A 13664-nucleotide genomic window follows, 5' to 3' on the forward strand; every position below is an offset into this window, starting at 1 on the left:
AAACCTTACCAGATCGCTGCAGCGAGACCTTATGGTTAAACCGCGTTTACCCGCGCGCTTAACATTCCTTTACGAATCTCTGGCACCTCGCCCATTATGAACCTTGGATCGATTTCACGCTCGTCAGAACGCCGCCCGCTCCGCCTGCTCGTCAAGAGCCGGGTGCAATCGCGCGTCGTTTTTGTCGACATGCTCGACATCTCGGAAGGCGGCTGCAAAATTCGCGGAAGCTTGGGCTTCGCGCAAATCGGCGACCGCGTCACCATGCGGGTCGATGGTGTTAACGCACCGCTTGGGACTGTCGCGTGGATCGAAGACAAGGTGGCCGGCGTCGCCTTCGAAGGCGAAATGCACCCGGCCGTGCTCGACTATCTGTGCGAAGTCTCAGGCGATCCCAACCCGCTTCGCAACAAATCCTGATCGCGTGGCACCCGCCCTCTGTCTTGTTCCTTAGCCATCGCCAACCTTTGAGCCAGTGGGCAACGCTCCAATAGCGTTCGCGGGACGCTGAAGGAGCGCCGACATCAGATACTGTGTGTGATATGGCCGTGGTGATGGGGAGTTACTTTTTCACCCCGTTGGCGGCTAAGAGGAGACCACGGCCGAGTACACGATCGGCTACATTCGCGATGCGAAAGGCGATTTGCGAGTGATGATCCACAAGTCGACGATCCCTTACAACGCCGATTGATTACCTGTTTTTGCAAGCTCGCGCCGGGTGGGCCCAGTGCGGCTTGCGCGCTTTGCATTGGACCGGAGATGAATGAGAACATATAAGGAACACTCTACGTTCCAACGGTTCTCTCATGACTCAGCAAACGCTAAGACAAAAACTCGAAATCCTCGCCGACGCCGCCAAGTATGACGCGTCTTGTGCATCGTCCGGCACGGCCAGGAAGAACTCGCTTGGCGGGAAAGGGATCGGCTCGACCGAGGGGATGGGCATTTGCCACGCTTACGCGCCCGATGGCCGGTGCATTTCGCTTCTGAAGATCCTGCTGACCAATCACTGCATTTTCGATTGCCACTACTGCGTCAATCGCAAGAGCTCGAATGTGCGCCGGGCGCGCTTCTCCCCGCAAGAGGTCGCGAACCTCACGCTTAGTTTCTACCGGCGCAATTATATCGAGGGGCTGTTCCTCTCCTCAGGCATCATCAAGAGCTCGAACCACACGATGGAGCAGCTTGTCGAGGTCGCCCGTATCCTGCGCGAGGAACACGATTTTCGCGGCTACATTCATCTCAAGACCATCCCAGAAGCGGACGCCGAGCTGATTCATCAGGCAGGGCTGTACGCGGATCGCGTCTCAATCAACGTCGAACTGCCTACGACGAAAGGCCTCACCCGCCTCGCGCCCGACAAGGATGAGAGCACGATTGAAGGCGCTATGGGCAAGACCAAGGCGCGCATCATCGAGGCCAAGGACGAGAGAAAACGCTTCAAGCACGCACCGCGCTTTGCGCCCGCGGGGCAATCGACGCAGATGATCGTGGGCGCGGATGACGCCAACGATGCAGCGATCGTCGGGCGCGCGAGCGGGCTCTACAAGCGCTTTGGCCTGCGCCGCGTCTATTACAGCGCTTTCTCGCCGATCCCGGATGCCAGCGCCGTACTGCCCTTGAAGCGCCCGCCGCTGATGCGCGAACACCGCCTCTACCAGTCCGACTGGCTGATGCGGTTTTACGGCTACGCTCCGCAAGAGGTCGCGCAGGCGACGGAGAAAGACGGTAACCTGCCGCTCGATATCGATCCCAAGCTTGCCTGGGCGCTGAAATTCCGGGAGCAATTTCCGGTCGATGTGAACCGCGCCTCCAAAGAGCAGCTTTTGCGTGTGCCGGGGCTGGGGACAGTGGCGGTGCGGCGCATTCTGGCCGCGCGGCGGCACCGAACCTTGCGGTTGGACGATGTCGCGAAGCTGACCCAGTCGATCACCAAGGTCCGGCCCTTCCTGATCACACTCGACTGGCGCCCGACCGTGCTGACCGACCGCGCGGATTTGCGCGCACTGTTGGCCCCCAAGCAAGAGCAGCTGGAGCTGTTCTGATGACGGCTATGCAGCACGTCAGCCTTGGCGCTCATTATGTTGTTCACTTGCCTACGCCTGATGATTTCGCCTTCTGGCGCGAACGTGCGCGGCAGCTGATCCAATGTGATGTGCCGCCGGACCGGGTGAGTTGGGTGGAGCCAGGCGGGACGGGTGATCTGTTCGCGCAGGAAGGTCCAAGCCGGGGCGAGCGGCGCTTGCCGCTGCCGGAGAAGAGTGCACGGCAGGTGCGCGCGTCCAAGCGTTTCATGAAGCTGGCGCGCAACGCGGCCCTTCATTCCGACCCCGAACGCTTTGGCTTGCTCTACCGGGTGCTCTGGCGGCTTCAGTCCAAACCGCGCTGCATGGAGGACAAGGCCGACGCGGATGTGCGCCGCGTCGAAGAGCTCGACAAATCGGTGCGCCGCGACAGCCACAAGATGCACGCCTTTGTGCGCTTTCGCGAAGTCACCGATGAAACAGGAGCGGAGCATTACGTCGCCTGGTTCGAGCCCGATCACCATATAGTGCGCGCCAACGCCGGGTTCTTCATGCGTCGTTTTGCCAATATGAACTGGTCGATCCTGACCCCGCGCGGCTGTTTGCATTGGGATGGGACAACGATGCGCGAAAGCGGGCCTGCGCGCCGCGAGGACGCGCCCGGTGGCGATCCTGTCGAGGCGCTGTGGAAGTCCTATTATTCCTCGATCTTCAATCCCGCGCGGCTGAAGGTCGGCGCGATGCTGGCGGAAATGCCCAAGAAATACTGGAAGAATATGCCCGAGTCCGAGCTTATTCCCGAACTCATCGCCGGAGCGCAAGCGCGCGAAGCGGGCATGGTGGCGGCCGGAGCGCGCGAAGATCGGAAACTGCCCAGCAGTGTGGACGCCATCGCGCAAGGAATTGGTGCCTGCCGCGATTGCCCCATCGCCGAATGCAGCACGCGGGCGGTTATGGGGGAGGGCGCTTTGGGAGCGCGGCTGATGATCGTGGGCGAACAACCAGGCGATCAAGAGGACGAGCAGGGCAAACCCTTCGTGGGGCCAGCGGGGCAATTGCTCGACGAATACCTCACAAAGGTCGGGATCGCGCGCTCGCAGGCCTACGTCACCAACGCGGTCAAGCACTTCAAATTCACCTGGAAAGGCAAGCGCCGTCTCCACCAGTCGCCCACCGCCAAGGAGATCGATGCCTGTCGCTGGTGGCTCGAAGCCGAACGCTCCGTCGTCAAGCCGCGCGTTGTGCTGGCGCTTGGCGCGAGCGCGGCGCGTGGTTTACTGGGCAAGACCGTCAGCATCGCCCGCGCGCGGGGCACGCCGATGCCGTTGGAGGATGGATCGGAGCTGTGGGTGACGGCGCATCCCTCTTACCTGCTACGGCTTGATGGTGAGGCGCGTGCAGAGCAGGCGGCGAAGTTTGAAAGTGATCTGGAGGCGGTGCGAGCGCGGCTGACACAAATCGCCGGCTGCTAGGTCCTGAGATGCCCGACGCTCCGCTCACCCCCGACAAGCGCACGCTCGAGATCGACCCCGATCTTGTCGAAGCGCCGCCGCGTGCACCCTTTGTCGAGCTGGGGCTGGTGAGCTGTTTTAGCTTTTTGCGCGGCGCTTCCGACGCGGTCGATCTGGTTATGACCGCGCGCAGTCTTGGTTACGATGCGATCGGGATTGCCGATGCCAACAGCTTCGCAGGTGTCGTGCGCATCCACACGGAAGCGGCAACGCTCAAACTGCGTCCTGTCATCGGCGCGCGGATTGAGACGGTCGAGGGTCTGGTCTTCCTCGCTTACCCTCGCAATCGCGCCGCCTATGGCCGAGTGTGCCAGCTCATCAGCGCGGGCCGCATGCAGACGCTGAGCGGTGAATGGCAGGAAAAGGGCGTGTGCGAGATCAGCCTTGCGATGCTGGCGGAGCACGCTGAGGACGTGCAGCTGATTTTGCTCCCGCCTGACGATTTGGATACGCTCTTCATGGTGCCCGACTGGGCCAGCAATGTTGTTGCGTTCGACGGGAGCGAGCGGTGCGGGGAAGTCAGCGGAGCGCTCCCCGAAATCCTCCGGCATCTCACGCAGGGACTGCCCAGCCTAAGGCATCTCGCCGCAAGCTACCTCTACTGCGGGGATGATATGGCGCGCATCGACCGGCTTGACGCTCTGGCGCGTGCAAACGGGCTCAGCCTGCTGGCCACCAATGATGTCCATTACCACACGCCCGAGCGTCGCCCCTTGCAGGACGTCATGACAGCGATCGCGAATAAGACCACGGTGGCTGAGGCCGGGCATCTGCTCCACGCGAACGCTGAGCGGCACCTCAAATCCCCACAGGAAATAGCGCGCCTGTTCACCCGCTGGCCGCACGCGATCACGGCTGCGCGCGAAGTGGCCGATGCCTGTAATTTCTCGCTTGATGAGCTGCGCTACGAGTATCCGGAAGAGATCTATCCTGACGGCAAATCCCCGCAGGAATATCTCGAAAGCGAGACGTGGAAGGGCGCGGACTGGCGCTATCCGGAAGGCCTGCCCGAGACGGTGCGCGAGACCCTGCATAAGGAGCTCGCGCTGATCGGCAAGATGGAGCTGGCGCGGTATTTCCTGACAATCAAGGATATCGTCGATTTCGCCCGCAACGAGGTTTCCCCACCGATCCTGTGCCAAGGGCGCGGGTCTGCCGCAAACTCCGCCGTCTGCTATTGCCTTGGCATCACCAGCGTCGATCCGGCCAAGCATGCGCTGTTGTTTGACCGATTCATCTCCGAAGACCGCAAGGAACCGCCCGATATCGACGTCGATTTCGAGCACGAACGGCGCGAAGAGGTGATCCAGTATCTCTACCGCAAATATGGCCGCCACCGGGCCGGGCTGACCGCCACCGTCATTCACTACCGCCCGCGCATGGCGATCCGAGAAGTGGGCAAGGCGATGGGGCTTTCCGAAGATGTGACCAGCGCCCTGTCGCGCACCGTGTGGGGCGGGTGGGGCCGAGAGATCAGCGAAAAGCACGCGGCGGAAACCGGCCTCGATGTGACCGATCCGCATCTAAAGCGCGTGCTCAAGCTAACCGAGCAGATGATCGGGATGCCGCGTCACCTCTCGCAGCATGTGGGCGGGTTCATCCTCACCGAAGGACCGCTCACCCAGACAGTGCCGATCGGCAACGGCGCGATGCCCGATCGCAGCTTTATTGAGTGGGACAAGGACGACATTGAGGCGCTGGGTATCCTCAAGGTCGATGTGCTGGCGCTCGGCATGCTGACCTGCATAAAAAAGTGCCTCGACATGCTGGAGGAGCACCACGACCGCGCGCTCACGCTTGCGACTGTCCCGCGCGAGGATCCGGAGACCTACGCGATGCTGCGCAAGGGCGATTCGCTCGGTGTCTTCCAGGTGGAAAGCCGCGCGCAAATGAACATGCTTCCGCGCCTGCGCCCGCGCGAATTCTACGATCTCGTCATCCAGGTTGCGATTGTGCGCCCCGGTCCGATCCAGGGCGATATGGTGCACCCCTATCTCAAGCGTCGCCGGGGCGCTGAACCGGTCGAAATTCCGGCACCATCCTCTCAGCATGGCCCGCCTGACGAGCTTTCGAGCATCCTCGAACGCACGTTGGGTGTCCCGATCTTTCAGGAACAGGCGATGAAGATCGCGCTCGATGCAGCCAAATTCTCGTCCAAGGAAGCCAACCGTTTGCGCAAGGCGATGGCGACCTTCCGTTCGCGCGGCATGGTGGATGAGCTGCAGGACATGATGGTCGAGCGAATGGTGACGCGCGGTTATGAGCGCCAGTTTGCCGAGCGCTGCTTCAACCAGATCCGTGGCTTTGGCGAATACGGCTTTCCCGAAAGTCACGCGGCGAGTTTTGCGCATCTGGTTTACGTTTCAAGCTGGCTCAAATGCCATTTCCCCGCCGCCTTTGCCGCCGCGCTTCTCAATTCGCAGCCGATGGGTTTCTACGCCCCAGCGCAGATCGTGCGCGACGCGAGGGAGCATGGGGTCGAGGTGCTGCCTGCGGATGTTAATCACTCAGAGTGGGACTGTACGCTGGAGGAGATGAGCCAGGGTTCTTCGAGCGCTTCGGGTCCTTCGAGACAAACCTCAGCCTGCGGCTTCGCTTTTCCTCAGGATGAGCGGATCTTAAAAGTTTCCGCTCATCCTGAGGAACGGCTGAGGAGCCGCGAAGCGGCGTCTCGAAGACGCGTCTCGAAGGACCCGATGCCCCGAGACCAAGGCCGCCAAGACAAGCATATCGCGCTGCGCCTTGGCCTCAGACAGGTCGACGGCTTTCCCGAACACGTCGCTGCCCAGCTTATCGCCGAGCGCTCCGAGAACGGGCCGTTCCGAGATGTGGCCGAACTGCGCGAGCGCGCGGGGCTCTCCCCAGCGCATATCGAGCGGCTTGCAAGCGCGGATTGTTTTACCTCGCTCAACCTTTCTCGCCGCACGGCCTTGTGGGACGCGCGCAGCCTGATCGCGGGACCGGACCTGCCGCTGTTCCGCGCGGCTGATACCCGAGATGAGGGGGTCGAACGCTGCACCACCATGCTGCCGATCATGCCTCTTTCTGAAGAAGTTGTGGCGGATTACCAGACCACGCGGCTCAGTCTGAAAGCGCATCCGATGGCCTTCCTGCGCCCCGAGCTCGCCGAGCGCGGCTTTGTGCGCGCGTGTGATCTCAGGAACCGCAAGTTTCGCAGCATGGTGCAGGTTGCGGGTGTTGTGCTGATCCGCCAGCGGCCGGGCAGCGCCAAGGGGGTGTGCTTCATCACTCTGGAAGATGAAACAGGCGTCATCAACCTCGTCGTCTGGCCCGATCTCAAGGAGAAACAGCGCCGTGTCGTGATGGGGGCGCGGTTGATGGAAGTGCGCGGGCGCGTTGAATACGATGATGAGGTGATCCACGTGATCGCCCAGCATATGACCGATGCGACGGACAAGCTCTACGCGCTCTCCGACGACATGCTGAACGCACCGATCGCGCGCGCGGACCACGTGAACTCGCCGATTTCCAGCCACAAGATGCCAGCGAGCCGGGTGAGCATCGCTGTGGACGAGGTTAAGGAAGAGGACGCGCGCGACGCGATTCGCCCCCGCGATCTGATTGATCAGCTACCCAATGTTCAAGGCCATCCGCGCAACCATCGGATCATCCCGAAATCGCGCGACTTTCACTGAAGCCTCACGCGGATTCGAGCGCGTATCCGGCGGAGCGCACGGTGCGGATCGGATCCTTGGCACCCTCAACGCCTATCGCCTTGCGCAGGCGGCGGATGTGCACATCGACCGTGCGCAATTCGATATCCGAACCTGTCCCCCACACGCCATCGAGCAATTGCCCGCGGCTGAAAACCCGGCCCGGGCTCTCCATAAAAAATTTGAGCAGCCGGTATTCGGTCGGCCCAAGCTGGAGCGAGCGGCCTCGGCGCTGAACCTTGTGCGCCACCGGATCAAGCTTGATATCGCCCACCTCGATCGTCTCGCCCGCCAGGGCGGGGCGGATGCGGCGCATCACCGCGGCAACGCGCGCCAGCAATTCGCGCGGGGAGAACGGCTTGGTCAGGTAATCATCGGCGCCGGTCTCAAGTCCGCGCACACGGTCATCCTCCGCCTCGCGCGCAGTGAGCATGATGATCGGGACATGCGCTGTGTCCTTGTCGCGGCGCAGGCGGCGGCACACCTCGATCCCGCTCGTCCCCTCGATCATCCAGTCGAGAATAATGAGGTCGGGCGCGTCTTCGCTGGCGAGCACCATGGCCTCATCACCATCGCTGGTGCAGCGGACCTGATAGCCTTCGTTCTGAAACCGATATTCGAGAAGTTCCGAAAGCGCCGGATCATCTTCGACCAAAAGCAATTTCGCAGACATGGCGTTTCAGCCTCTTCTTGCTGTTTGCGTAGAGCGCTTTCTCACTGTTTCAGTTTTGCTGCACTATTATGAAATCGGCCGGACGAACTTCTCCACAGCCATCCTGACAAGACGCTATCGATCCTCTTCAGGGGGATAGGTTCCGGTCGCGGCAAAATGGACCATCTCCGCAACATTGGTGGCATGATCACCAATACGCTCAAGATTCCGCGCGACAAAAAGCAGCTGCGCGGCACTCGAAATGGTGGCTGGATTCTCTACCATATGACTGACAAGATTGCGGAAAATGCTGTTATAGAAAGCATCGACCTTGGCATCGGTGCTGATCACTTCGCGCGCAAGACCAGGATCGCGCGCGGCGTAAGCGGTGAGCACGTCATGGACCATCTCGTTGGCGAGTTCGCCCATCGCCGGCAAAAGCGTAAGCGGCTCGAACCGGTCGCGTCCCTCGATCATGCCAATACGCTTGGCGATGTTCTTTGAGTAGTCGCCAATCCGCTCGATCACGCCGGCGATCTTGAGCGCGGCGATGACCTCGCGCAGATCGTCCGCCATGGGCGCGCGCAGCGCGATGATGCGCACCGCTAGCTTGTCGACCTCCGTTTCAAGCTCGTCGATCTTCTTGTCGCGCGCAACGACGCTGTCGCCCAGTTCGATATCGCCTCGGATCAACGCGTCGAGCGCCTCGCTGATCGCGACCTCGGCCAGACCTCCCATTTCCGCGATCAGGCCACGCAGTCGGGTGATGTCCTCATCAAAGGCCTTTACGGTGTGATCGGACACTAGCCGTACCGCCCGGTGATGTAGTCGCGCGTGCGTTCTTCAATCGGATTCTGGAAGATATCGGAGGTTGGCCCGTATTCGACCATTTTGCCAAGGTGGAAAAAGGCGGTGCGCTGGCTGACGCGCGCGGCTTGCTGCATTGAATGGGTCACGATCACGATAGCGTAGCGGCCCGAAAGCTCGTCGATCAACTCTTCGATCTTTGCCGTGGCAATCGGGTCAAGCGCTGAGGCGGGTTCGTCCATCAGAATAACCTCAGGATCCACCGCAATAGCGCGCGCGATGCACAGGCGTTGTTGCTGGCCACCCGAGAGCGCGGTGCCGGAATCATCAAGCCGGTCTTTCACCTCTTCCCAAAGTCCAGCGCGCGTCAGCGAACGTTCGACAATAGCGTCGAGATCGGGCTTCTTCTCGGCGAGCCCGTGAATCTTGGGCCCATAAGCGATGTTCTCATAAATCGATTTCGGGAAGGGGTTGGGTTTCTGAAACACCATGCCCACGCGCGCGCGCAATTGCACCACATCCATGGCCTCGGTCAGGATGTCCTCACCGTCGAGTTCGATCGCGCCGGTTACGCGCGCGACCGGGATTGTGTCGTTCATGCGATTGAAGCAACGAAGGAAGGTCGATTTTCCGCAACCAGACGGGCCAATGAACGCGGTGACATAATCCGGAGAGATGTCGATCGAAACCTCGTCGATCGCCTTTTTGGCGCCATAATAGACCGAAACGTCCCGCGCTTTCATTTTGGCGGACTTGTCGTCTTTGATTGTGTCGTGAATGCGGGTCACCAGGTTTTCTCGAATTTGTTGCGCAGATAAATGGCGATGCTGTTCATGACGAGCAGGAACAGCAAAAGGACAACGATGGCGGCGCTGGTGCGCTCGACAAAGCCGCGGTCTATTTCATCGGACCAAAGGAAGATCTGCACCGGGAGCACAGTTGCGGGCGATGTGAAATCAACGGGCGGTGTGGCGACAAAGGCGCGCATGCCGATAAGCAAGAGCGGGGCCGTTTCGCCAAGCGCGCGGGCCATGCCGATGATAGTGCCGGTGAGCATGCCGGGCAGGGCCAGCGGCAAAACATGGTGAAAGACCACCTGAACGGGCGAAGCGCCCACCGCCAACGCGCCGTCGCGGATAGACGGAGGCACCGCTTTGATCGCGTTGCGTCCTGAAATGACTATCACCGGCATGGTCATCAGCGCCAGCGTCATGCCGCCGATCAGCGGCGCGGACCGCAAATTGGGAAAGATCGTCAGGAACACCGCCAGGCCCAGGAGACCGAAGATAATCGAAGGCACCGCAGCAAGGTTGTTGATCGACACTTCGATCAGGTCGGTCCAGCGATTCTTGGGCGCGTATTCTTCAAGATACAGCGCGGCGAGCGTACCGATGGGAAAGGCGAGAACGAGTGTTACCAGCATGGTCAGGATCGAGCCCTTGAGCGCACCCCAGATACCGACCGCCTGCGGGCTGGTCGCATCCGAGCGCGAAAGGAACGCCCAGTCCCAGTTCTCGGCGAGCTTGCCTTGATCGGCTAGTGAGCTTGCAAGCGCCTGCATGTTGGGCGAGCCTTCTCCCGCGAGGCCGGACGCAAGGTCGGAAGACGCCGGCAGGTTGAAGACGACTGGCTCGCTTTGTTCGATCAGCGCAGGATCCGAGGTGAGCGCGGCGGCAACGTCGCGCCAGGCTTGATCGCTCAATTGGTCCGCGCCTTCTTTGCCGAGTGCTTCCTCCGCGTAGAAATGCACGATTTCGGCGAGACCCTGCATCTCAAGCACTTGAACCGCGCTGGGCGCAGACAACGAGATCTCATCGCCGGTTAGGCCGCTTTCGGCGAAATTGATCGGCACCTCTAGCTCAGCGCGCTGAAAGCCGCCGACGCCGTTTACCAGCATGTTGCCGAGCAGGAAGATCAGAACGGCAACCGAAAATGCGATCGCGCTCATACCCATCAAACGGAAATTGCGTTCCGCGCGATATCGCTTGGCAAGGCGTCTCTCGAACGCGGGCGTGCGGGTGGGGCGGATGGGCTCGAGATTATTCATAGGCCTCACGGAAGCGTTTGACGACGCGGAGCGCGGCGAAGTTGAGAGCGAGAGTTACGAGAAAGAGCACGAACCCGAGCGCAAAGGCGCTGAGCGTTGCGGGATGATCGAAACTGCCTTCGCCTGTGAGCATCTTGACGATTTGCACAGTCACGGTTGTCATCCGGTCAAGCGGGTTGAGGCTGAGATTGGCCGCGGTCGATGCGGCCATAACCACGATCATGGTCTCGCCAATCGCGCGGCTAACCGCGAGCATGATCCCCGCGACGATGCCTGGCAGGGCGGCAGGGAACAGGACCTTGGCAATCGTCTCCGACTTCGTCGCGCCCATCGCGTAGGACCCATCGCGCATGGCCGCGGGAACGGCGGCGATGGAATCGTCCGCCATCGACGAGACGAAGGGTATGATCATCACGCCCATCACCACGCCAGCGGCGAGCGCGCTCTCGGTCGAGGCGTTGGTCACCCCAATGGCCACCGCCACGTCCCGAATGAACGGCGCAATCGTCAGTGCGGCGAAATAGCCGTAAACGACGGTCGGCACGCCGGCGAGGATCTCCAGCGCGGGTTTGACCCAGGTCCGAAACTTCGGATCAGCGTACTGAGTGAGGTAGATCGCGCTCATCAGTCCGAGCGGGATAGCGACAATCATCGCAATGATCGCGCCGATGAAGATCGTACCCCAGAACAGTGGAATGGCCCCATAGCGTGAGCCATCGGGAGTTTCCGGATTGCCCATCGGGTCCGGGCCCCAAAAGGTGCCGAACAGGAAGTCGACCGGCGAAACCATTCCAAAGAAACGCACCGTTTCAAAGACAAGGCTCGCAAAAATGCCGAAGGTCGTCAGGATCGCGACCAGCGAGGCCAGCAGGAGCACGATCATGACGGTACGCTCGACTTTGGTTCGAGCGCTGAAATCCGGGCGAATCCGCAGAAAGGCGACGATGCCGCCCCCAAACGCGATCACGACGGTGGAGGCAAGGCCAATCCAGTTGTAAAAGGTGAGCGCCTCGCGAAACGGCTCGATCAACGCTTCGGCACCGTCGTTGAACACTCCGGGTGCGCGCCCGGTGGCGACAGCGCGCGCTTCGGAGAGCCACGCGTCCCGCTCAAATCCGAATTGCGGCAGATCAGCCGCCGCAGGCGAGGCGAGCACGCTTTGGGTGACCAGCTGCGGGGCGGCGAAAGACCATAAAGCTATGAAGGTCAGGACCGGGATGACGACCCAGACCGCAACGTACCAGGCGTGATAAATCGGACGCGATACGGACCTTACTTGCGGATCGGATTTCTGAAAGCTCCACGCTCTTGCGCGGCCTGCCAGCCATCCGGCGAGGCCAAGCCCGAGGGCGATCAGAATGAGCGTGATTGGCGACATGAGCTCGATGTACCCCCGTGGAAGCCGCTTAGGGTTTTCTCGGTGCGGGCGCGATCACCCAACGGCTTCTGACATGCGTCTTTGGCGCTCGCATGTTGAGGAAATAAGACAGCGTCAAGACAGCTCTTGCGCGGGTCGGCGGGCTTCAGCGGCTTCTTGCGCCTTTTCGCTTCCTTCGGCGGCAGCTGGGCTGTCTTTCGGTGCCTCCTCCGGCACCGGCAAACGCACGATCACGTTAGTCCCTTGACCGACCGCGCTTTCGATGTCGAGGCGACCCCGGTGGCGTTCGACGATGTGCTTGACGATCGCCAACCCAAGGCCCGTGCCACCCGAGGCGCGGCTGCGTCCCGGATCTGTGCGATAAAAGCGGCGGGTGAGGTGCGGGATATGCTCGGACGCGATCCCATCGCCCCTGTCTTGCACCGAAATGCGCGCGCGACCGTCCCGGGCCCGCTGGAGCTCGATGCGCACGGGCCCATCGATCGACCCATACTTGAGCGCGTTGTCGACCAGGTTGCGCACGACCTGTTCGAGTTGTTGGCGGTCGCCGTGCACGTGGATTGTGTCATCAATATCGAATTCGAGCCTCTCGATGCGCGAAGGCCCGGCCGCGTCGCGCGCAGAGCGATCCATCAAGGCTCCCAGATCGAGCAGCTCCGTCGGCAAGTCGTGCTTTTCAGCCTCGACGCGGCTGAGGCTCATCAAGTCGCTGATCAGGCTCTGAAGACGATGCGCCTCGCGCTCGATCGTCCCGAGAAACTTTTGAGCGGTGGGCGAATCGAGCGAATCCGAGCTGTCCGACAGCGTTTCGACGTACCCAAGGATCGCGGCGAGCGGCGTGCGCAGCTCGTGGCTGGCGTTGGCCACAAAATCGGTGTGCGCGCGGCCCAGATCGGCTTCGGCTGTCTGATTGATCAACTCAAGCACCGCCAAGCGGTCATTCACTATGTGCCGGTTGAATTGCCACACATCCTGACGGCGCACGAGGCCGCGGACCATGGCCTGCCCGCTGCGATTGTCCGACAGCAGGTGGATCGCTTCGGGCTGGCGAAAGGCCACGCGCGCGTCCTGACCTATGATGTGCTGCCCCAGCATTCGACGCGAGGCCCGATTGGCGATCGAGATCGTGCCACCTTGTGTGATCAGCAGAGGAGTGGAGAAGTTCTCGATTACCTTGCGGATCGTCTCGTCCTCGCGGGGAGCGGTGACGATTACGCTTGGTTCTTCTGGCGGGCGCAAAGCGGCGACGAGCAGAGATCCGATCCATACAGAAAGGACTGCGAGCGCTACGACTGCGTCAAACCCCGACAACAGGAGCGCGACGAAGGTCAGACAGGCCAGGACTATCCCGGCAACAGGGATCGTGTTGCGAAAACCCATATTGCGCTGTCCTTAGCTGTGCCAAGGAAAGCTGGGAAGCGCACAAAGCCTCAAAACGCGCAAAAGCGCGAATTCTGGAATTCGACAGAGAAGAGAAGTGGTGACCCGTACGGGAATCGAACCCGTGTTTCAGCCGTGAAAGGGCCGCGTCCTAACCGCTAGACGAACGGGCCACGCTCGTTTGCGAGAGC

Annotated in this window: 10 protein-coding genes and 1 tRNA gene; 4 read left to right on the plus strand and 7 right to left on the minus strand. The window is 61.2% G+C overall.

Annotated features, from left to right (window positions below; translation table 11 throughout):
• The first annotated feature begins 96 nt into the window (after positions 1-96).
• From QNI87_RS02860 to QNI87_RS02875, 4 genes are all read left to right on the plus strand, one after another.
• Entirely contained in the window at positions 97-420 is a 324-nt protein-coding gene (locus QNI87_RS02860) for a PilZ domain-containing protein (protein WP_300593684.1), read from the plus strand.
• Between the two features lie 386 nt (positions 421-806).
• Positions 807-2045, plus strand: coding sequence for a putative DNA modification/repair radical SAM protein (locus QNI87_RS02865; RefSeq protein WP_300593687.1), 1239 nt, complete (start codon positions 807-809; stop codon positions 2043-2045).
• Positions 2045-3496, plus strand: a complete 1452-nt coding sequence (locus QNI87_RS02870) for a UdgX family uracil-DNA binding protein (protein WP_300593689.1) — start codon at positions 2045-2047, stop codon at positions 3494-3496. The genes QNI87_RS02865 and QNI87_RS02870 overlap by 1 nt, the downstream gene beginning before the upstream one ends.
• An 8-nt stretch (positions 3497-3504) precedes the next feature.
• The gene (locus QNI87_RS02875; RefSeq protein WP_300593692.1) at positions 3505-7191 is read left to right on the plus strand and encodes an error-prone DNA polymerase; all 3687 of its coding nucleotides are present in this window, start codon (positions 3505-3507) and stop codon (positions 7189-7191) included.
• A 4-nt stretch (positions 7192-7195) separates the two neighbouring features.
• Here the strand turns inward: QNI87_RS02875 and phoB are convergent, their stop codons facing one another.
• From phoB to QNI87_RS02910, 7 genes are all read right to left on the minus strand, one after another.
• Entirely contained in the window at positions 7196-7882 is a 687-nt protein-coding gene (gene phoB, locus QNI87_RS02880) for a phosphate regulon transcriptional regulator PhoB (RefSeq protein ID WP_300593695.1), read from the minus strand.
• A gap of 114 nt (positions 7883-7996) precedes the next feature.
• Positions 7997-8665, minus strand: a complete 669-nt coding sequence (gene phoU, locus QNI87_RS02885) for a phosphate signaling complex protein PhoU (RefSeq protein WP_300593698.1) — start codon at positions 8663-8665, stop codon at positions 7997-7999.
• On the minus strand, positions 8665-9411 hold the full coding sequence (pstB, locus tag QNI87_RS02890; RefSeq protein WP_300595292.1) for a phosphate ABC transporter ATP-binding protein PstB: 747 nt from the start codon (positions 9409-9411) through the stop codon (positions 8665-8667). Before pstB ends, phoU begins: the two co-directional genes overlap by 1 nt.
• Before the next feature lie 41 nt (positions 9412-9452).
• Entirely contained in the window at positions 9453-10715 is a 1263-nt protein-coding gene (gene pstA, locus QNI87_RS02895) for a phosphate ABC transporter permease PstA (protein ID WP_300593700.1), read from the minus strand.
• A complete protein-coding gene (pstC, locus tag QNI87_RS02900) occupies positions 10708-12093 on the minus strand; it encodes a phosphate ABC transporter permease subunit PstC (protein ID WP_300593702.1) in 1386 nt (461 codons plus the stop codon). Before pstC ends, pstA begins: the two co-directional genes overlap by 8 nt.
• A gap of 114 nt (positions 12094-12207) precedes the next feature.
• Positions 12208-13473, minus strand: coding sequence for an ATP-binding protein (locus QNI87_RS02905; RefSeq protein WP_300593705.1), 1266 nt, complete (start codon positions 13471-13473; stop codon positions 12208-12210).
• A gap of 98 nt (positions 13474-13571) precedes the next feature.
• Positions 13572-13646, minus strand: a tRNA-Glu gene (locus QNI87_RS02910).
• Positions 13647-13664 lie beyond the last annotated feature (18 nt).

The organism is Erythrobacter sp. (assembly GCF_030066995.1).
GTDB lineage: Bacteria > Pseudomonadota > Alphaproteobacteria > Sphingomonadales > Sphingomonadaceae > Erythrobacter.

Coding starts and splice junctions, on each gene's coding strand:
- QNI87_RS02870 (WP_300593689.1), top strand. CDS start 2,045: ATGACGGCTATGCAGCACGTCAGCCTTGGCGCTCATTATGTTGTTCAC.
- QNI87_RS02905 (WP_300593705.1), bottom strand. CDS start 13,473: ATGGGTTTTCGCAACACGATCCCTGTTGCCGGGATAGTCCTGGCCTGT.
- phoB (WP_300593695.1), bottom strand. CDS start 7,882: ATGTCTGCGAAATTGCTTTTGGTCGAAGATGATCCGGCGCTTTCGGAA.
- pstA (WP_300593700.1), bottom strand. CDS start 10,715: ATGAATAATCTCGAGCCCATCCGCCCCACCCGCACGCCCGCGTTCGAG.
- QNI87_RS02865 (WP_300593687.1), top strand. CDS start 807: ATGACTCAGCAAACGCTAAGACAAAAACTCGAAATCCTCGCCGACGCC.
- pstB (WP_300595292.1), bottom strand. CDS start 9,411: ATGAAAGCGCGGGACGTTTCGGTCTATTATGGCGCCAAAAAGGCGATC.
- pstC (WP_300593702.1), bottom strand. CDS start 12,093: ATGTCGCCAATCACGCTCATTCTGATCGCCCTCGGGCTTGGCCTCGCC.
- QNI87_RS02860 (WP_300593684.1), top strand. CDS start 97: ATGAACCTTGGATCGATTTCACGCTCGTCAGAACGCCGCCCGCTCCGC.
- QNI87_RS02875 (WP_300593692.1), top strand. CDS start 3,505: ATGCCCGACGCTCCGCTCACCCCCGACAAGCGCACGCTCGAGATCGAC.